Here is an 18,836-nt window from a genome sequence, read left to right as displayed (position 1 = left end):
CCGACTCCCCCGGTCACCACCTCGGTGAGCCCGGGCACCGCGCAGGCGACCACGGGCCTGCCCGTGGCCAGCGCCTCCAGCGCGGTGAGCGGCAGGCCTTCCCAGCGCGAGGGCAGCACCACCACGTCGGCGGCGGCGTACCAGGGCCGGACGTCGGCCACGCCGCCGGCGAAGTGAACGCCGGGCACGGCCCGCGACCGCAGCGCGCGCAGCATCGGGCCGTCGCCGACGATGGCCAGCCGGGCCCGCCCGTCGCGGGCGGCGACGCGCTGCCAGGCCGACAGCAGCAGGTCCTGGCCCTTCTGGCGGGTGACCCTGCCCACGCAGACCGCCAGCGGCGTGTCCTCGGCGATGCCGTGGCGGGCGCGCGCCTCGGCCCGCTCCCGCGGCCCCGCGGGACTGAAGCGGCGCAGGTCCACGCCGTTGCGCACCACGACGAGGTCGCCGGGCACGCCGTACCGTCTGGCCAGCGCGGCTTCGCCCTCGCCCACGCAGATCACCCGGTCGGCCCAGCGCGCGGCCAGCCGTTCCCAGGTCAGCGCCGCGGCGGCGACGGCGCCCCGGGCGGCCAGCCAGGACCAGCCGTGCGGCTGGAAGAGCGTGGGCACCCGGCCCCTGAGCGCGGCCCGGCCCGCCAGCCCGGCCTTGGACGAGTGCAGGTGCACCGCGTCGGGGCCGAACTCGCGCACGATCCGCCGCAGCCGCGCCGCCTGGACGACGTCGCCGAGCCCGGGCGCGCGGCCGGCCGTCCAGTCCAGCCGGGGCACGCCCAGCCGGTCCAGCTCGCCGGCCAGCGGGCCGGCCAGGACATCAGGCGGGGGGCAGGCGACCGCGACGCGCCAGCCCCGCCGTGCCTGGTCGGCGGCGGCCATGGCCACGTACGCCCCCACGCCGCCGTCCACCGGCTGCGTGACGTGCAGGACTCTCGGCCTCATCGCCATGCCGAGACCTTCGCCGCCAGGCGCGGGCAGCGCCTCTTCAGCAGCTCCTTGCCCGCCTTGTTCACGCCCGCCAGCGCGGCGTAGGCGGCCGCGCGGGAGCCGCGCCCGAGCATCACCCGCCGGTTGACCACCGCTTCGGCCTCCCACCTGGCCTTGTGCGGCTCGGCGCCGCGCAGCATGCTGAGCACGGGCTTGCCCAGCCGGTGCGTCAGCTCCAGGTTGGTACGCAGCAGCATCGTGACCAGGTCCACCCGGGCCCGCAGGTCCGGGTGGACCCCGTACAGGTAGCCGCCCACGAAGTCCTTGCCGATCACCGCGAAGTCGCAGGCCAGCAGCCGCCCGCCCACCCGGTACTCCCACAGCGCCCCGTGGTTCTCCGCCACCAGCGCCTGCGCGGCCCCGGCCAGGTGGTCCAGGAAGCGCGGCTGCGCGTGCTGGGCGTTGATCCCCCGGCTCTTCCACTGCATGGTGTGCAACCGCAGCAGCTCGGCCGTCGACGCTCTGACCCGGTCCGCCTCGACCACGGTCACCGACACGTTCAGCGCGTCGAGCTTGCGCAGCGCGGCCCGCACATGCTGGGCCCGGCGGCTCTGGAGCCCGGTGAGGACCTGCTCGATGGGCTGTCCGGGCAGCTGGAGGCAGGTGGAGGCGGGCAGCGTCCAGGCCCTGCCGTCCCAGATCTCCGCCAGGCGGCGGATCGCCGAGCCGGGCCGCGCCTCGGGCAGGTCGATGACGTCCCAGCCCGGCTGGGCGAGCAGCCCGGCGCGCAGCTCGCGCAGGCCCGCGTCGCCCTCGGAGTCGTCCACCACGATGTCCGTGAAGTCGGACTGCGCTCCCCCGACGGGTGTCAGCACCCGGCAGCCGAGCCGGTGCTCCAGCCTGAGCGGCGCGGCCGCGACCAGGCGTCCGTCCCGGTGTGCCAGGAACACCCGCAGCCGCCCCGGGGTCCCGTAGACCCGCCACCAGGAGCTGAGCCAGCCGTACGACTGGAACGGCGTGGCGGCCGAGCTGCGCGCGTACAGATCCGCCCATTCCGCCGACAGCGCGGCCAGTTCCGCGCTCTCCCTGACGATCCGCAGCGTGAGCCCCGCGCGCGAGGTCCCCTGCCGGGCGGCCCTCACGCCGGCGCTCCGGTCAGCGCGGCCGGCTCCGGCCGCGCCTGAGGACGGGCCTGCGGCGCGGCCAGCCGGACGAGGCCGGCCGCCAGGGCCGCCCCGCAGGCGCCGATGGCCACGCTGAGCAGCGGCAGCGGGGACGAGGGGCGCAGCGGAGGCACCGCCGAGGCGAAGGGCACCAGCCGTACGCGGGTGTCGGCGGCATGGGCGTTGGCGTAGGCGATCAGCGCGGCGGCCGCCTGGTTGACGCGGTCGGCGGCCTCCCGCGCGCCGGTCGCCACGGAGGTGAGCCGCACCAGCGGGGCGTCGGGCGAGGCCGCCGCCCGCAGGCTGTCCGGCTCGTCCGCGGCGCCGACGAGGAAGCCGGGATGACTGGATATCCGTGCGTAGGCGGCGGCGAACCCGGCCGCCTGCGCCGGGTCACCGCCGGCCACCGCGACGTACGCCTCGGCGGCGTAGACGGTGTCGCGGGCCAGCGCGTAGGCCACCCCGCCCAGCGCCCCGAGCGCCAGGGACAGCGGAAGCCACCATCGCACGAGCAGGCCCGTGATGCGGACCCAGGTCCATGTCATCGTCACTCCTCGGTGGGTTCGGCGCCCAGCAGGCGCAGGTAGAGCCGCTCCAGCTGGTCCGCCTGGCGGCGGACGTCGTAGAGCCGGACGGCATCGGGCGGTGGCAGCCTGAGAGGCGGGCTGGCGGCGAGGCCGGACAGCTCCGCGCCGAGCCGGTGCGGCTCGACGCGCCGTGCTCCCGGGGCCGAGCCGGGCGGCAGGTCCTCGACGGCCGGGCAGGCGTCGTACAGGACGGGCAGGCCGGACGCGAGCGCCTCGACGACGGCCACGCCGAACGTCTCCTCGACGGAGGGCGCGGCCAGCACGTCCATCGCCATCATCAGGGCCCCCACGTCGGGCGACTCCCCCGCGAAGATCACCCTGTCCTCGGCCCCGGCCTCGCGGGCCAGCTCCCGCAGCCGCGGCTCGCAGGAGCCGGAGCCGACCAGGAGCAGGACGGCGTGTTCGAGCGGCGGCAGCGCCCTGATCAGCGTGTCGAAGCGCTTGCTCGGCTCCAGGCGGCCGACGCCGCCGATCACGAACGCGTTCTCGGGCAGGCCGAGCCGCTCCCGGGTGCGCCGGCGCAGGGCTGCGTCGAAGCCGAAGGCCTCGCCGTCGACGCCGTTCGGGACCACCGCGATGCGCGCGCGGGGGACGCCCCACCTCGACAGCCGGTCGGCCACGGTCGGCGAGACGGCCACGGTCAGGTGCCCGAGCAGCTCGCTGGCCAGGTACAGCGCCCTGATCGAGCGGGTCAGGCGGCGTCCCTCGACGTGCTCGCGCCCGATCGAATGCTCAGTCGCCACGATCGCCGGCACGTTCGCCAGCCGCGCCGCCAGCCGGCCGTACACGCAGGCGCGGTACAGATGGGTGTGCACCACGTCGTAGCGGCCCCCGCGCATGAGCCGGGCCAGCCGGCCGACGGCGCGAAGGTCCCTGTTGCCGCGCATGCCGACGTGGTGGACGGGCACGCCGGAGCCCTCGATGGCCTCCGCGACCACCCCGTGCCCGGTGAGCACCGCGACCTCGCACCGGGCCCGCAGGTACGGCAGCAGGGCCCGCAGCTGCTGCTCCGCGCCGCCCGCGGCCAGGCCGGTGATGACGTGCAGGACCTTCACCAGCCCCACCGGACCCGGTGCCGCGCCCGCTTGGCGTGCAGCCGCAGCGCGCCGTCCCGCTCGCCCACGTACGTGCGCGGCAGCGCGTACGGGCCGGTGAGCTCGGACTTCCAGATGGCGCAGGCGTAGGAGTAGCCCGTCTCGCGGACGGCGGCCAGCTCGCGGGCGTTGACGTGCCCGTACGGGTAGCAGAACCCGCTCACCTGGCGGCCCAGCAGCTCCTCCAGCGCCGCCTTGCTGCCGGCCACCTCCTGGTGGAGCTCGTCGTCGCGCAGCCCGGACAGCGAGTAGTGCCCGGCCGAGTGCGAGCCGATCTCCATGCCCTGCCGCGCGGCCCAGCGCAGGCCCTCGGTGTCCATGAGCCGCTTGCGCGGGGAGCCGGCGTCCCAGGCGTTGTGCTCGCCGATCAGGCCGGTGACCACGAAGACCGTGGCCGTGAAGCCGTACTTGCGCAGGACGGGGACGACCTCGCTGAGGAAGTCGCCGTACCCGTCGTCGAAGGTGAGCCCGACCAGGCCGCGCGTGCTCCGGGCGCGCGTGAGCTCCAGCATCGAGACCCCGCTCAGGCCGCGCCGGGCGAGCCAGCGCATCTGCCGGGCGAAGCGGTCCGGCGAGACCGTGACGTGAAGCGGGTCGCTGTCGTATTTGTCCACGGAGTGGTACATGAGCACCAGCGGCATCGCGGTCATGAGCGACCTCGCATCCTGATCAAGTGGGTGATCTTGGTGGTGTCGGTGAGCGTGGCCGTGGCCCCCGAGAGGGCCGCGACAGCGGAGAAGGTGACGGCGATCGCGACACCGGTCGAAGCCAGGGCGATCGGCGGCGGCAGGTCCGCCAGCAGCGTCCGCGCGCCCCAGCCCGCTCCGACGGCGGCCGCGGTGGCCAGCAGCAGGCCGCTGAGCGGGACCAGCGCCGTGTGGGCGGGCAGGGCGAGGGCCTGCCACCGCAGTCCCGCGAGCAGCAGCGCGGCGGTCAGCGAGATCCCGGCCGCGTTCGCCGCGGCGATCCCCGTCACGCCCCACTCCGGGCGGGCCAGCACGACCGTCGCGGCCAGCCCCGCGCCCATCGCGAGGACCGGGTACCAGGACGCGCGGGCGCCGCAGAAGTAGACGCGGCAGACGACCCCGACCACGGCCTGGCCGAGCAGCCCCAGCGCGTACACCCGCATGATCCGCGCGGTGGCGGCGGTGTCGGCCTCGGTGAACGCGCCGTACTGCAGCAGGAGGGCCACGACGTCCGTGGCGCAGACGAGCAGCGCCGCGGTGGCGGCCAGCACGATCGCCGAGGCGCTGACCAGGTCGTCGGCGAGCCTGCGCCGCGCCCGCGCGGTCTCGCCCGCGGCGAGCGCGCGGGCGAGCTGCGGGAAGGTCACGGTCGCCACGATCAGCGACAGGACCATCGGCACCTGGGCGATCTTCTGCGCGTAGTTGAGGTGCGAGATCGATCCTTCGGCCAGCTTCGAGCCGACGAACCTCTCGACGAAGACCTGGCTCTGGCGAACGAGCGTGAAGACCGCGACCGGCAGGAAGGCGATCATCGGCAGCGCCACGCCGCGCGTGGGCCACAGGGGCACCCCGAAGCGCCGCACGAACGCCGGGACCTGGGCCAGCACCATGCCCGCCCCGCCCGCGGCCACCCCGATCGCGGCCGCGTACGCGCCCTGGTCGCGCAGGGCCCACACGCAGGTGACAATCCCCAGGTTGTAGGCCACGTAGATGGCGGCCGGCGGCGCGAACGACTGGTGCGCCCGCAGCGCCGCGCTCAGGTACCCGGCCAGCCCGAACGTCAGGATCGTCACCGACGCCACCCGCATGCAGTCCACGGCGAGGTCGGCCCGCCGGATGCCCGGGGCGAGCACCCCGACCAGCCACGGCGCCCCCGCGACGGTCAGCGCGGTCAGCACCAGCAGCCCGAGGCACAGGTACGGCAGCGTCGACGACGCCAGGCCCCTCAGATCCTCGCCCGCCTCCATCGCCCGGCTGAACAGCGGGACCAGCACGAACGCCATCGCCCCCTCGATCAGCAGGGGCGCGGCGGTCTCCGGGATCGTCCAGGCGACGAGGAACGCGTCCGTGCCGGCGTCGGCGCCGAAGAACCGGCCCAGCAGCAGGTCGCGGACGAAGCCGAGCAGCGAGCCCAGCGCGGTCAGCAGGATGGTGACGCCGACGGCCCGCGCCATGGGCGAGGTGGCCGGTGATGTGGACGTGGTCATCGCGCCACGCCCAGCGCGACCGGGACCTCGCCGGCCCATCCCGTCGCCGGGGGCCGGGCGACGAGCGACAGGACCAGCCCCAGGACGACGGACATGACCACGGTCGAAGGTCCGCCGACGTCGCCGTAGAGGAAGTCGATGCCCTGCCAGGCCAGCAGCCCGGCCGCGGCCGGCACGGCCGCCCGCACGGCCCACCAGGCCATGGACCCCAGGCACGCGCCCAGCGCGGCCAGCCCGAGCAGGCCCTGCTCGCTGAGCGTCAGCAGGTACATGTTGTGCGGGGAGAGCAGCGGCATGCGCTGGAAGCCGTTCACCGGGTCGTCGGTGTCGCTGCCGGACGACAGCTCGATCGGCGCGTAGGCGTCGCGCAGCTCCGCGAACCTGCGCGGCCCGGCCCCCGTCAGCGGGTGGTCCAGCCAGATCCTCGTGGCGGTGAGCCACAGGCTGTAGCGGTCGCTCACCGACTGGTCGGGATGGGAGACGACGGAGGTGATGGAGGCCAGCCGCCGCCCCAGCAGGTCCGGGTCCGAGCCCGCGCCCGGGCCGAGGACCAGCACGGTCGCCGCCGCGGCGCCGAGCAGGATCACCCTGGCCGCCAGCGCCCGGCTGTGCACGAAGAGCACCACCAGCGACGCGCCCAGCAGGGCGAGCCAGGCGCCGCGGCTGAGCGACAGGGCGAGCGGCACGCAGAGCAGGGCGGCGCCGCCGAGCGCGGCCGCCCGGCGCCCGCCGCGCCAGGCCAAACCGGCCGCCAGCAGGACGATCACGCCGTAGCTGACCACGCTCGCCATGCCCATGATGTCGAGCGCGCCGAAGGTGCCGACGGCCCGTACCCGCTCCCCCGCGTACGACGCGCCGGTGCCGGTGACCGCCTGGACGCAGCCGACCAGGCCCTGCAGGGCGGCCGTCCCGACGAGCGCCCCGCCCACGATCAGGGTGTCGGTACGGTCCCGGACCGCCACCAGGACGGCCAGCGGGACCAGCACGAACACCTGGAGATACCGGACGTAGCCCGGCATGCTCGTCAGGACGTCGGGAGAGGCCAGCATCGCGATCCCGGCCGCGCCCGCCACCGGAGCGAGCACCAAGGCACGAACGGGCACCACGGCCGGCACGGCACGGGCAGGCGCCGCGGCACCGGCGGACGCCAGGGCACGGACGGGCAGCGGGCGTGTCAGCCGGCTCGCGAGCGCGACCGTCGCCGCGATGGCGATCAGCAGGAGCGAGGCCACGTCGGCGGCCGTGACCTGGACGCCGGAGGACAGGTCCTGGCGGCCCGCCGGCAGGCAGGTCAGGAGCACGGTGGCGGCGGCCGCCAGACTGGGCCGCCGGAAGAGAGCGCGCATGCCTAGCCCCCGCCCGGCCGGAGCAGGGACCACACCGTCTGCAGCATGATCTTGAGATCCGCCCGGAGGGTCCATCCGTCGATGTAGTGGTTGTCGAACCGGACGCGGTCCTCGATCGAGGTGTTGCCGCGCAGCCCGTGGATCTGGGCCCAGCCCGTGATGCCGACCGGCATCCGGTGGCGCAGGCCGTAGCCCGGGATCGTCCCGGAGAACTTCTTGACGAAGTGCGGGCGTTCGGGCCGCGGGCCGACGATGCTCATGTCCCCTCTGAGAACGTTCCAGAGCTGGGGAAGCTCGTCGAAGGAGGCCTTGCGCAGCAGCCGGCCCACGGGCCCGATCCGGCTGTCGTGGGCGATGCTCCACAGGGTCTCGGACTCGAGCGCGTCGGTCGGCTTCAGCGTCCGGAGCTTGATCAGTTCGAGCGGTTCGTCCCGGTAGCCCACGCGCCGCTGCCGGAACAGCACCCCGGGGCCGGTCTCCAGCCGGATCAGCGCCGCGCAGAGCGCGAGGATCGGCGCGCTGACGATGAGTCCGGTCAGCGCGACCGCGATGTCCAGCGCCCGCTTCAGCGGCCAGGCGAGGCCGCGCTGCGCCTCCGGGCGCATCCGCACGAGCGGGAAGCTGCGTACGTGCTCGCGCAGCGTCACGAAGTCGATGATGAGCTCGCCCTGGTCGGGCGCGAGGTAGACGTCGCAGCCGAGCGACCGCGCCGTTCTCGCGATCGACTGCTGGCCCTGCCCTGCGATGACCCCGGCAATGACCACCGCGCGCACCCCGTGGGCCTGGACGACGCGGACGACGTCGCCGGGCCCGCCGAGCACCGGGACGCACTGGTCCTCGCCGGGCGTCTCGTCCAGGAAGCCCAGCGGGAGCAGGCCGTGCTCGGGGTAGGCGAGCAGGTTGCGCGCCAGCCCGTGGCCGTGCGGCCCCGCGCCGACCACCAGGGTGGGCGCGGCCCTGCCGCGCCGGCGTGCCCGGCGGATCAGGAAATACAGGACGCTTCTGCCGCACACGGCGAGAAAGGTGAAGAGCAACGCGACCAGGGCGACCACGATGAGCGAGGCCGTCTCCCGGAACGCGATGAGCGCGCCCACGAGTCCAGCCCCGGCGAGCCAGAAGCCCCGGTCCAGGCTGGAGGGCAGGACGCGCGGCGCGTACACATGGCCGAGGCCGCCGACCGCGACGACCAGGATTCCCGCCAGCGCGATGCGCGGCACGGCCTGGCCGGCGTTGGCCGCGGCGAACGCCATGCAGATCAGATCGATGCAGATCAGGCCAAGTGGCTGGACAGCCCTCCCGAGCCCCGACCTCTGCTGCCCTCCCCACCGCCTGACCCAGCGGTGGCCCCCAACACTAACAGCCACTACTTCTCCGGAAATAAACTAGTTTGACTGGATCGACAGTGAAACTGTCGATCTAATCCCCCCAAAAAGCTAATAGTCCCCCTTCGGGCAATTTGCCACCCCATATTTCCGTAGCAAGGTTTTTCCTACGGAATACGCGAACAATCGCCCAACGAAGCCTTGAGCGTAGCCGCGCGACTCGCGGAAATCGAGAACGTCACGGGCTTGGAGTCCTTGTTGTCGCGCAAGTTTTCATTGGTCCTGCGTTGGCGATATGGAGGTGGTTACCGGGTTTAAGGTCAGCTTTGGGCAGAGAGTCCGGATTGAGAGGGATGTTCCGGGTGGTGTCCGGATCCGGGGAGCCCGTTCGTCATGCTGGTGACAGCACGACACGCAAGGAGCGATCGATGAAGTACATGATGTTCGTCTGCACCGACGCCGAACCGGACACGGACTCAACCGGCAGCGAGGACATCGAGAAGTGGGTGGCCGACAACGACGGCCGCGGCCGGCGGCTGGACGGCAACGAGCTGGGGCCGGTGTCGGCCGCCACGACGGTCCGCGTCCGCAACGGCGAGCTGCTGGTCTCCGACGGGCCGTTCGCCGAGACCCGGGAGGTGATCGTGGGCTACGACATCCTCGAGTGCGCCCATCTCGACGAGGCGATCGAGGTGGCCCGGGCGCACCCGATGGCCCGGTACGGGCGGCTGGAGCTGCGGCCGTTCGCCGGTCAGTGACGAGGGGACGCCCGGCACGGCCCCCCGCGGCGGCACAGCCCGCCGCGGGGACCGGCGCGAATACCGGTGCTGGGACCGTCGCGGAGGCTGTCGCGGCAGTCGGCGCGGACTCCTACACCAGGATCGTCGCCACCCTGATCCGCGTCACCGGCGACTGGACGCTCGCCGAGGACAGCGCCCAGGAGGCGCTCGCGCAGGCCCTGGAGAGGTGGCCGCGGGACGGCGTGCCGGACAACCCCGGCGGCTGGCTCATGACCGTCGCCCGCAACCGCGCCACCGACGTGCTGCGCCGCGCGTCCGTCGAGCGCCGCAAGCTGCACGAGCTGGCGGAGCTCACGCTCACCGCCCCGGCCACGGACGACCCGGAGGAGGAGGTCGTGGACGACCGCCTGCGGCTGATCTTCACCTGCTGCCACCCCGCGCTGGCCCTGGAGTCACGGGTGGCGCTCACGCTGAGGACCGTCTGCGGGGTGCCGACCGCCGACATCGCGCGGGCGTTCCTCGTCCCCCACGCGACCATGACGCGGCGGCTGACCCGGGCCAAGACGAAGATCGCGGACGCGCGCATCCCGTACCTCGTCCCGAGCGGCCCGGCGCTGGCCGAGCGCCTGCCCGGCGTGCTGGCGGTCCTGTACGTGCTCTTCACCCGCGGCTACGACGCCGACGGCGAGCCGGGCTTCGCCGACGAGGCGGTCCGGCTGGCCCGCCTGCTCCACCGGCTGCTCCCGGACCAGCCCGAGGTCGCCGGCCTGCTGGCGCTGTTCCTGTTCCAGCACTCCCGGCGCGAGGCCCGCCGCGACGGCCAGGGCAACCTGCTCACGCTCGACAAGCAGGACCGCGCCCGCTGGGACCGCGCGGCGATCCGCGAAGGGCTGGAGACGCTGGCGGCGGCGCCGGCCGACGGCCCCTACGTCCTGCAGGCCCGCATCGCCGCCTGTCACGCGACCGCGACGGACTCCGGCGCGACGGACTGGCGGGCCGTCGCCCGCCGGTACGACGAGCTCGTGGAGATCCACCCCTCACCGGTGATCGCCCTCAACCGCGCCGTGGCCCACGGCTACGCGCACGGCCCGGCGACCGGGCTGGCGCTGATCGACCAGGTGCTCGCCACCGGCGCGCTGAAGGACTACCCGCTCGCCGTCGCCGCGCAGGCCGACCTCACGGCCCGCCTGGGCCACCGCGACCACGCCGCCGCGCTGTTCCGCCAGGCGGCCGCCCTCCTCGGCCCGGGAGCCGAACGGCGTGCCCTCCTGGAACGCGCCGACGACCTCACGAACCCCGCGCCCGGCTAGCAACGCGGGGACGGCCACGGGACGTCGATCCGGCCCGGCCGGCCGTCACATGTAGTCGTTCTTGAGCAGGCGATCGAGCTTGATGCCCAGATCGAGCAGCTCGGACCGCATGGCGTCGAACTCCCGCGCGATCTCGGCCCGGACGCTCGCGAACTGGTCGGCGATCAGCGTCGGGACGTAGTCCTCGTCGCCCCCGGCGGGCGTGGCGCGGCAGGCGTTGATCTCCCGCCGGATGGCCGCGATCTCGACATCGACGGCCGCGAACTGCTCGATCGTCTCGGTGCGGGCCATCGACGTCTCGGCCTTCATGGCCGCGAGCTGCGTCTCCAGGCGCTTGGCGCGGTCGTTGATCTCACGGAGCAGGTCCCGCTCCCCGCCGCCCCCCGGCGTGGCCTCGCCGAGCCGCTCGCACGCCTCGAGCCCATCGACACGGAGCTTCAAGTCGCGAATCTCCGCCTGTACGTCCACGGGTTTTACCTTTGCGCTCGCTGATGGTGCGACCGCCCCGACGACGACCGCGTTTGGTCACCATATGGTTGCAGCCGGTGAGTGATTTGGCCAGACCTCAAAGAAATAGGGGCCGATTCTTTGCCCGGCTCGCCGGGCAAGGGTGTCAGCGGCGGTCTTCGATCTCCCAGAGGTGGTCGATGACGTGCCAGGCGATGCGGCGCAGCGCGTAGCGGGGCGGCCAGCCGGTCGTCTGGGGCGGCTCCCAGGCGCGGGACAGCACGTCGGCCAGCTCCGCCCGCATGGCGTCCCGGTCCCCGGGCTCCTTGTACGGCTTGTGCCGCACGTCCACCTTCCTGGCGAAGGCGCGCTCGGCCTCCTCCACGTGCCTGACGACCCCCGACAGGTCGCGGCCGCCTCCGCGCGGGCCCTTGCGCAGGTCCTCGGGCGAGGTGGCGACGGTCTCGTCGAACAGGGTCCAGGCCGCCCGGAGGAGGGCGACGCCGCGGGCCGCCTCGGACGCCGGCACGGGCTCCTGGTCCAGGTCCGGAACGGCGTACGGGGCGCCGAAGTCCGTGATGTCGCTGCCCGGGATGCGAGCCACGACCACCGGGTCACCCGGCGAGAACTCCAGCCCGGCCCGGGCGGCCACCGCGCCGTACCGGGGGACGTACTCCATGAGCAGGTCGAGCGCCGCCTCCTCGCCCTTGGCGACCCGGCACCAGCCGGGCCAGTCGAGCGAGCAGGCGAACGCCTTCTTCGGGCCGATCTCCAGGTAAACGCGGGTCATGACGTCCAAGGGTGCCACCCGTACCTGTCAGAAGGAGTCAGGTTCAGATGAGGTCGATGAGGTCGGCGACCGAGTCGACCACCAGCGAGGGACGGTAGGGGAAGCGGTCGATCTCGTCGCGCTGGGTCACGCCCGTGAGGACCAGGATCGTGAACAGGCCCGCCTCCATGCCCGACACGATGTCGGTGTCCATGCGGTCGCCGATCATGGCGGTCGTCTCGCTGTGGCCCTCGATCTCGTTGAGGGCGCTGCGCATCATGCGGGGGTTGGGCTTGCCGACGAAGTAGGGGGCGACGCCGGTGGCCTTGGTGATGAGGGCGGCCACGGCGCCGCAGGCCGGCAGGGAGCCCTCGGTGGAGGGGCCGATGGGGTCGGGGTTGGTGGCGATGAAGCGGGCGCCGCCCTCGATGAGGCGGATGGCCCGGGTGATCTGCGTGAAGCTGTAGGTGCGGGTCTCGCCGAGCACGACGTAGTCGGGGTCGAGGTCGGTGAGCACGTAGCCGACCTCGTGCAGCGCCGTCGTCAGGCCCGCCTCGCCGATGACGTACGCCGAGCCGCCCGCGCGCTGGTCGTCGAGGAACTGGGCGGTGGCCAGCGCGGAGGTCCAGATGGACTCGGGGGGCACCTCGAGGCCCGCCCCGGCCAGGCGCGCCGACAGGTCGCGCTGGGTGTAGATCGAGTTGTTCGTCAGCACCCTGAACTTCTTGTCCGACTCTCTGAGCCGCTTGATGAATTCGTCCGCACCGGGGATCGGACGACCCTCGTGGACGAGAACGCCGTCCATGTCGGACAACCAGGAGTCGATCCGTTTACGCTGAGTCACACGCACATCGTACCGAGCGCGCCTTATCGACTTCCCGCCCGGCGGATGAACAATGTTCTTCATGTCCTTCACTGAATCCGCCCGTGACATGCGGGACGACCTCATCCAGCTCAGGCACTCGTTGCACACCACCCCGGAGCTCGGCCTGCACCTGCCGCGCACGCAGGAGAAGGTCCTGGCCGCGTTGGACGGGCTGCCGCTGGAGGTGAAGACGGGCACCGAGCTCAGCTCCGTCACCGCCGTGCTGAGGGGCGGCCGGCCGGGCCCGGCCGTGCTGCTGCGCGGGGACATGGACGCGCTTCCCGTGGCCGAGAAGAACGACCTGCCGTACATCTCCCAGTTGCCCGGCCAGATGCACGCGTGCGGCCACGACCTGCACACCGCGATGCTGGCGGGGGCGGCGCGGCTGCTGAGCGCGCGGCGGGAGGAGCTGGCCGGTGACGTCATCTTCATGTTCCAGCCGGGCGAGGAGGGTTACGAGGGCGCCAAGCACATGATCGCCGAGGGGGTGCTGGACGCGGCGGGCGCGCGGCCCGTGGCGGCGTACGGGATGCACGTGGTGTCGGCGATGTTGCCGCCGGGGCTGTTCGCGTCGCGGCCGGGGCCGATCATGGCGGCGGCGGACACGTTCCTCGTGACGGTCAAGGGGCGCGGCGGGCACGGCTCCAGCCCGCACCGGTCGCTGGACCCGATCGCGGCGGGCTGCGAGATGGTGACGGCGCTGCAGACCATGGTGACCAAGGGGTTCGACGTGTTCGACCCGGTCGTGGTGACGGTGGGCAGCTTCCACGGCGGGTCGGCGGACAACGTGATCCCCGACGAGGCCAGGTTCGAGGCCACGGTGCGCACGTTCAGCAAGGACAACCGGACGAAGGTCAAGCGCAGGCTGGTGGAGGTCGTGCGGGGCATCGCGGCGGCGCACGGGCTGGAGGTCGAGGCGTCGTTCGGGATGGGCTACCCGGTGACGGTGAACGACGGCGGCGAGGCGGCGTTCGTGGGCAGGACGGCCGACGAGCTGTTCGGCCCGGGGCGGTATTTCGTGTCGCCGCAGCCCATCATGGGCTCCGAGGACTTCTCGTACGTGCTGGAGGAGGTGCCGGGCGCGTTCGTGTTCCTGGGGGCCTGCCCGGCGGACCGCGACCCGGCCACGGCGCCCTACAACCACTCCCCCGAGGCGGTCTTCGACGACGCCGTCCTGTCCGACGGCGCCGCGCTCTACGCCACGCTCGCGCACGCCAGGCTGTCGTGACCATGCGGGCGTGGGTCGTGGCCGAGCCGGGGCCGATGGCGACGCGGCCGCTGGAGCCGGTCGAGCGGGACGTGCCCGAGCCGGGCCCGGGCGAGGTGCTGGTACGGGTGGAGGCGTGCGGCGTGTGCCGCACCGACCTGCACCTGGCGGAGGGCGACCTCCTGCCGCGCCGGCCGCGTACCACGCCCGGCCACCAGGTCGTCGGGCGCGTCGAGGGCACGGGTGAGCGGGTGGGCGTGGCCTGGCTGCGTTCCACCTGCGGCGCGTGCAAATACTGCCTGAGGGGCACGGAGAACCTCTGCCCCTCCTCGGCCTACACGGGGTGGGACGCCGACGGCGGGTACGCCGAATACCTCACCGCGCCCCGCGACTACGTCTATCCGCTGCCCGCCGACGTGCCCGCCGAGCGGCTGGCGCCGCTGCTGTGCGCCGGGATCATCGGCTACCGGGCGCTGCTGCGCTGCGACCTGCCGCCGGGCGGGCGGCTGGGGATCTACGGGTTCGGCGCGTCGGCCCACCTGACCGCGCAGGCCGCCATCGCCCGGGGCGCGGTGGTGCACGCGGTGACCAGATCCGCGGCCTCCAGGGCGCTCGCGCTGGAGCTGGGAGCCGCCTCCGCCGGGGACGAACCGCCGGAACCGCTGGACGCGGCCATCCTATTTGCGCCGGTAGGTACCCTGGTTCCAGCAGCGCTCGAAGCGCTCGACCGTGGCGGCACGCTGGCCATCGCCGGCATCCACCTGACGGACGTGCCCGTCCTGAACTACGACAGGCACCTCTTCCAGGAGCGCACACTCCGCAGCGTCACGGCCAACACCAGGGCCGATGGGCGTGCCTATCTGGAGCTGGCGCTGGCGCACCCGCCACGCGTGACGACGAGCCTCTACCCGTTCGGGCAGGCCGCCCAGGCGCTCACCGATCTGGCAAACGACCAGGTCAGAGGGGCTGCCGTCTTGGTAATGGAATGACGTTTTACTTGACGGCGCTTAGCTCCACTCCGCACACTGATGAAGGAAAGTTACATTAGCCTCACAACCTCTGGAGATTATTGACGCGGATCAGGCACGATCGTAGTGTCCGGTCAATCCCTGCAGAGATCTTTGACAGGTCCGACATCTCCCCGGAGCGGCAAATGAAACGACTGGCAGCGGTAGTAGCGTTGCTGGGCCTTGCCACCGCGACAGCGGCGTGCAGCGGTGGTTCCACCAACAGTTCCGGCGGCTCGGGCGGCGGGGGCGGGCTCTTCACCACGATCGACGTGCTCAAGCCCGGCCTCGACGCGAGCGGCCCGGCCAACCCATGGGCGCCCAAGGGCAACTCTTTCCTGGGTTACAACGCGATGAAGCTGGGCTGGATCAAGAACCACCTGACCGACCCGAACCAGTTCTACCCAGGTATCGCCGCCAGTTGGGAGATCGCTCCCGACAACTCCTCGATCACCCTCCACATCCAGCCGAACGCCAAGTGGTCCGACGGCAAGCCGGTGACGGCCGACGACGTCAAGCTCTCTCTCGGGCTGGCCTCCACCACCGGCAGCACCGCGTTCGCGGTCACGCCGGGCGCGGCGGGCGTGGCGTCCGACGTCCAGGTGGTCGACCAGAAGACCGTCAAGGTCTCCCAGGACATGAAGAACCCGAGCATGAAGTTCGCCCGCGGCATCATGGACAACTGGGTCGTGCCCGCGCACGTCTGGAGCAGCCTGCTGCCGGCCGACTTCTGGGACAAGCTGAAGGCCGCCAGGGAAACCGGCGCCGACGCCGACAAGGCCCGCGAGGAGATCCTCGCCATCGGCCAGAAGGTGCTCGCGTTCGCGCCGCCGAAGGACGTCTCGGCCGGACCCTTCACGCTGGAGCGGGTCAACCCCGGCGAGGCGCTGCTGGTCAAGAACAAGAACTTCTACAACGCCGCGAACGTCGCGCCCGCGCAGGTGAAGCTCCTCAACTACAACGGCAACGAGCAGATCTGGAACTACCTGAGCGCGGGCAAGCTCGACCAGGCCGGCTTCACCGCCATGCCTTCCGACGTCATGACCCGGATCAAGAACGCCCCCGGCTCCAACGTCGTCAGGGGCTTCTCCCCGGTGGCCGTCGGCATGGGCTTCAACCAGTCGAAGAAGCCGTACGACAACGTGCACGTGCGGCGAGGCCTGGCCTACCTGATCGACCGCGACCAGGTGACCAAGGTGGCCTCGCCCGAGGGCGGCACGCCCGCCGTGACCACCTCCGGCATCCACCAGAAGCCGGCCCAGGAGTGGATCGGCTCCGAGCTGGCGAGCCTGAACCCGTACAAGCACGACGTGGCCAAGGCGGAGGAGGAGTTCAAGGCGGCCGGTCTGAAGAAGACGGGCGGCAAGTGGACGCTGGCCGACGGCTCGCCGTGGAAGGTCAGCATGCGCGCGCCCGCGACGTTCTCCGACTGGATCTCCGCCGAGGAGAACATCAAGAGCCAGCTCATCGCGGGCGGCGTGGACGCCGAGGTCGTGACCGTCGCCGACTATCCCGTCTACCTGGAGGAGCTCGCGGCCGGCAAGTACGACGTCGGCTTCTGGCTGATGGCGCTCGGCCCCGCGCCGTACGACATCTTCCAGCGCCTCTACGGCGCCTCCAACGGCTGGACCAACGTCGCCGGCAAGGTCGCGCACAGCGCGCCCGGCAAGGGCGGCAACTGGATGGGCAGCGCGGAGGAGATCGACGTCGAGGGCGTGGGCAAGGTCAACCCGGGTGAGCTCACGGCCAAGCTGAACGCGGCCACTCCCGAGGAGGCCAAGCCGATCATGGCGCAGCTCGCGAAGACGGCCAACCAGGACCTGCCGGCGATCCAGCTCTGGGACTACGTGAACACGCAGTTCACCAACACCAGCCGCTTCACCGGCTGGCCGGAGCAGGACAGTGACCTGCTCCGCCTGAACGCCGGCGTCTGGATCCAGCTGGGTCTCATCAAGGCGAAGCAGTAGAGAAGAGCCTATGGTAGTAATCGCACGGCGACTCGCGGGCCACCTGGCCCGCGGGGTCGTCATGATCCTCGTCGTAGCCACGATCAGCTTCTTCATCGTCAGGAGCATTCCCGGCGACCCGGTGGCCGCGAACGTCCAGAAGCTGATCCAGCAGGGCATGGATCAGCAGGCAGCCGAGCAGGCGACGCGCGTGCTCTACGGGTTCCAGCCCAGGGGCACGCTGTGGGAGCAGTACGTCCAGTACATGTCGGGCCTGCTCCGCTTCGACCTGGGCCAGTCGATCACCCACGCGGGCGCGCCGGTCACCCAGGTGCTGGGCGAGGCGGCCAAGTGGACCGTTCTACCGGTGCTGGTGGGAACGCTGCTCAGCTTCCTGGTCGGCATCGTGATGGGCGTCTACGCGGCCATCAAGCGCTCCGGCAAGCTCGGCGATGTCCTGGCCGTCTCGGGGTCGCTGCTGCACGGTGTCCCGCAGTACGTGCTGGGGCTGCTGCTCAGCGCCGTCTTCGCGACGCTGATCCCGATCCTGCCGGCCGACGGGCCCGTGGACATCCTGTTCGAGCCCGGGTTCAACGCCGACTACATCGGCTCGCTGGCCCAGCACGCGGTGCTGCCGGTGCTGACGTACGCGCTGGCGTCCTACGGCGGGTGGATCCTGGCGATGAAGTCGAGCGTGGTGACGGTGCTCGGCGACGACTTCATCCTGGCGGCGGAGCTGCGCGGGATGAAGCGGTCGATCATCTTCCGCTACATCGCGCGCAACGCGATCCTGCCGCTGTTCACGATCCTCGCGCTGTCGCTCGGCCTGCTGCTCGGCGGCGCGGTGTTCATCGAGCGGATCTTCAACTATCCGGGACTGGGCCTGCTGCTCCTCGACAGCATCACCATGCGTGACTACGCGCTGATGGGCGGGGCGTTCCTGCTGATCACGGTGTCCATCATCGTGGCGAACATCGTCGCCGACCTGTTCTACTCCGCGATCGACCCGCGGGTCCGCAGCGGGGAGGAGGTGTCGTCATGAGCGTCCTGCTCGAGAGCTCTTCGACCAGCGCCGCCATGCGCCGCAACTTCTGGGCGGGCGTCTGGCGGGTGATGAAGCGCAAGCCCAGCCGCATGGTGGGCGTGGTGCTCGTGCTCGGGTTCGTCTTCATGGGCGTGTTCGGGCCGATGTTCTACCCCGCCCAGCTGCCTCTCGACCCGACCCAGATCACCAAGCCGCCGAGCTGGCAGCACTGGCTCGGCACCGACGACCAGGGCCGGGACGTGGTCGCCCTGGTGGTCACCGGGTCGCGGTACGTGCTGCTGGCCGCCCTGGTGACCGCGGTCATCACCGTGGTCGTGGGCACCGGCATCGGGCTGTTCTCCGGCTTCAAGCGGGGCCGCTGGGACAACGTGCTCATGCGGCTCACCGACATGAAGCTGACCATCCCCGGCCTGCCGCTGCTGCTGGTGCTGTCCACGGTGTGGAAGTTCAGCAGCGCGATCCAGATGGGCCTGGTGCTGGGGCTGCTCGGCTGGGGCGGCGTGGCGCGGGCGGTGCGCTCGCAGACGCTGTCGCTGCGCGAGCGGGGCTTCATCGAGGCGGCGCGCGGGCTCGGTCTGCCCACCAGGCACATCGTGGGCAAGGAGCTGCTGCCGAGCATGGCGCCGTACATCGCGATGAACATGCTCATCGCGGTCACCGGCGGCGTCTACGCGCAGGTCGGCCTGTTCTTCCTGGGCGTGCTGCCGTACGAGTCGAACAACTGGGGGCAGATGCTCAACACGGCCGTGTTCCGTTCCGGCGCGCTCCAGGTGCCGAGCGCGCTGGGCTTCCTCATCGGGCCGCTGCTGGCGATCCTGTTGCTGACGCTGGCCATCGTGCTCGTGGTGGACGCCATGGACGAGATCTTCAACCCCCGGCTGCGGGAGGAGTAGGC

17 protein-coding genes and 1 pseudogene are annotated in these 18,836 nt (G+C 72.2%); 7 read left to right on the top strand and 11 right to left on the bottom strand.

The window, feature by feature from the left end:
• Positions 1-11 precede the first annotated feature (11 nt).
• The 8 genes and pseudogenes from AB0L65_RS19400 to AB0L65_RS19365 form a co-directional block, all read right to left on the bottom strand.
• Positions 12-935 (bottom strand): annotated as a pseudogene (locus AB0L65_RS19400) (glycosyltransferase); the annotation flags it as partial.
• Entirely contained in the window at positions 932-2,062 is a 1,131-nt protein-coding gene (locus tag AB0L65_RS19395; RefSeq protein ID WP_364247052.1) for a GNAT family N-acetyltransferase, read from the bottom strand. The pseudogene AB0L65_RS19400 and the gene AB0L65_RS19395, both read right to left, overlap by 4 nt.
• A complete protein-coding gene (locus AB0L65_RS19390; protein WP_364247050.1) occupies positions 2,059-2,628 on the bottom strand; it encodes a hypothetical protein in 570 nt (189 codons plus the stop codon). The genes AB0L65_RS19395 and AB0L65_RS19390 overlap by 4 nt, the downstream gene beginning before the upstream one ends.
• Before the next feature lie 2 nt (positions 2,629-2,630).
• Positions 2,631-3,725: a glycosyltransferase gene (locus tag AB0L65_RS19385; protein ID WP_364247047.1), complete on the bottom strand. Its 1,095-nt coding sequence runs from the start codon at positions 3,723-3,725 to the stop codon at positions 2,631-2,633.
• Positions 3,722-4,414, bottom strand: a complete 693-nt coding sequence (locus AB0L65_RS19380; RefSeq protein WP_364247044.1) for a polysaccharide deacetylase family protein — start codon at positions 4,412-4,414, stop codon at positions 3,722-3,724. Before AB0L65_RS19380 ends, AB0L65_RS19385 begins: the two co-directional genes overlap by 4 nt.
• The gene (locus tag AB0L65_RS19375) at positions 4,411-5,937 is read right to left on the bottom strand and encodes a lipid II flippase MurJ (RefSeq protein WP_364247041.1); all 1,527 of its coding nucleotides are present in this window, start codon (positions 5,935-5,937) and stop codon (positions 4,411-4,413) included. The genes AB0L65_RS19380 and AB0L65_RS19375 overlap by 4 nt, the downstream gene beginning before the upstream one ends.
• Positions 5,934-7,283, bottom strand: a complete 1,350-nt coding sequence (locus AB0L65_RS19370; RefSeq protein WP_364247039.1) for an O-antigen ligase family protein — start codon at positions 7,281-7,283, stop codon at positions 5,934-5,936. The genes AB0L65_RS19375 and AB0L65_RS19370 overlap by 4 nt, the downstream gene beginning before the upstream one ends.
• A gap of 2 nt (positions 7,284-7,285) precedes the next feature.
• Entirely contained in the window at positions 7,286-8,533 is a 1,248-nt protein-coding gene (locus AB0L65_RS19365) for a sugar transferase (RefSeq protein WP_364247036.1), read from the bottom strand.
• Between the two features lie 500 nt (positions 8,534-9,033).
• On the opposite strand from AB0L65_RS19365, the gene AB0L65_RS19360 reads away from it, so the two are divergent.
• Both AB0L65_RS19360 and AB0L65_RS19355 read left to right on the top strand, forming a co-directional pair.
• Positions 9,034-9,363 (top strand): YciI family protein, encoded by a 330-nt coding sequence (locus AB0L65_RS19360; protein WP_185073265.1) that lies wholly within the window; start codon positions 9,034-9,036, stop codon positions 9,361-9,363.
• Positions 9,360-10,655, top strand: coding sequence for a sigma-70 family RNA polymerase sigma factor (locus AB0L65_RS19355; RefSeq protein WP_364247033.1), 1,296 nt, complete (start codon positions 9,360-9,362; stop codon positions 10,653-10,655). Before AB0L65_RS19360 ends, AB0L65_RS19355 begins: the two co-directional genes overlap by 4 nt.
• A gap of 45 nt (positions 10,656-10,700) precedes the next feature.
• Here AB0L65_RS19355 and AB0L65_RS19350 read toward each other — a convergent pair whose 3' ends face one another.
• The 3 genes from AB0L65_RS19350 to AB0L65_RS19340 form a co-directional block, all read right to left on the bottom strand.
• Positions 10,701-11,096 (bottom strand): hypothetical protein, encoded by a 396-nt coding sequence (locus tag AB0L65_RS19350; RefSeq protein ID WP_364247030.1) that lies wholly within the window; start codon positions 11,094-11,096, stop codon positions 10,701-10,703.
• A gap of 172 nt (positions 11,097-11,268) precedes the next feature.
• Positions 11,269-11,892: a hypothetical protein gene (locus AB0L65_RS19345; RefSeq protein ID WP_364247028.1), complete on the bottom strand. Its 624-nt coding sequence runs from the start codon at positions 11,890-11,892 to the stop codon at positions 11,269-11,271.
• 43 nt (positions 11,893-11,935) lie between these two features.
• The gene (locus AB0L65_RS19340; RefSeq protein WP_221520889.1) at positions 11,936-12,676 is read right to left on the bottom strand and encodes an HAD-IIA family hydrolase; all 741 of its coding nucleotides are present in this window, start codon (positions 12,674-12,676) and stop codon (positions 11,936-11,938) included.
• Between the two features lie 100 nt (positions 12,677-12,776).
• Here AB0L65_RS19340 and AB0L65_RS19335 point away from each other — a divergent pair, with 100 nt between their 5' ends.
• The 5 genes from AB0L65_RS19335 (at position 12,777) to AB0L65_RS19315 (ending at position 18,834) form a co-directional block, all read left to right on the top strand.
• Positions 12,777-13,964, top strand: coding sequence for a M20 family metallopeptidase (locus AB0L65_RS19335; protein ID WP_364247026.1), 1,188 nt, complete (start codon positions 12,777-12,779; stop codon positions 13,962-13,964).
• A gap of 2 nt (positions 13,965-13,966) precedes the next feature.
• Positions 13,967-14,932, top strand: a complete 966-nt coding sequence (locus AB0L65_RS19330; protein ID WP_364247023.1) for a zinc-dependent alcohol dehydrogenase family protein — start codon at positions 13,967-13,969, stop codon at positions 14,930-14,932.
• A gap of 164 nt (positions 14,933-15,096) precedes the next feature.
• Positions 15,097-16,917 carry an ABC transporter substrate-binding protein gene (locus tag AB0L65_RS19325; protein WP_364247020.1) on the top strand — a complete coding sequence of 607 codons (1,821 nt, stop codon included), beginning with the start codon at positions 15,097-15,099 and terminating at the stop codon, positions 16,915-16,917.
• 10 nt (positions 16,918-16,927) lie between these two features.
• Positions 16,928-17,938 (top strand): ABC transporter permease, encoded by a 1,011-nt coding sequence (locus tag AB0L65_RS19320; RefSeq protein WP_364247018.1) that lies wholly within the window; start codon positions 16,928-16,930, stop codon positions 17,936-17,938.
• The gene (locus AB0L65_RS19315) at positions 17,935-18,834 is read left to right on the top strand and encodes an ABC transporter permease (RefSeq protein WP_364247016.1); all 900 of its coding nucleotides are present in this window, start codon (positions 17,935-17,937) and stop codon (positions 18,832-18,834) included. Before AB0L65_RS19320 ends, AB0L65_RS19315 begins: the two co-directional genes overlap by 4 nt.
• Positions 18,835-18,836: the final 2 nt, after the last annotated feature.

The sequence above is a fragment of the Nonomuraea sp. NPDC052116 genome (assembly GCF_040680035.1).
GTDB lineage: Bacteria > Actinomycetota > Actinomycetes > Streptosporangiales > Streptosporangiaceae > Nonomuraea > Nonomuraea angiospora_A.
The sequence above is the reverse complement of the archived record's forward strand: the minus strand, read 5'-3'. Positions and strand labels throughout refer to the sequence as shown.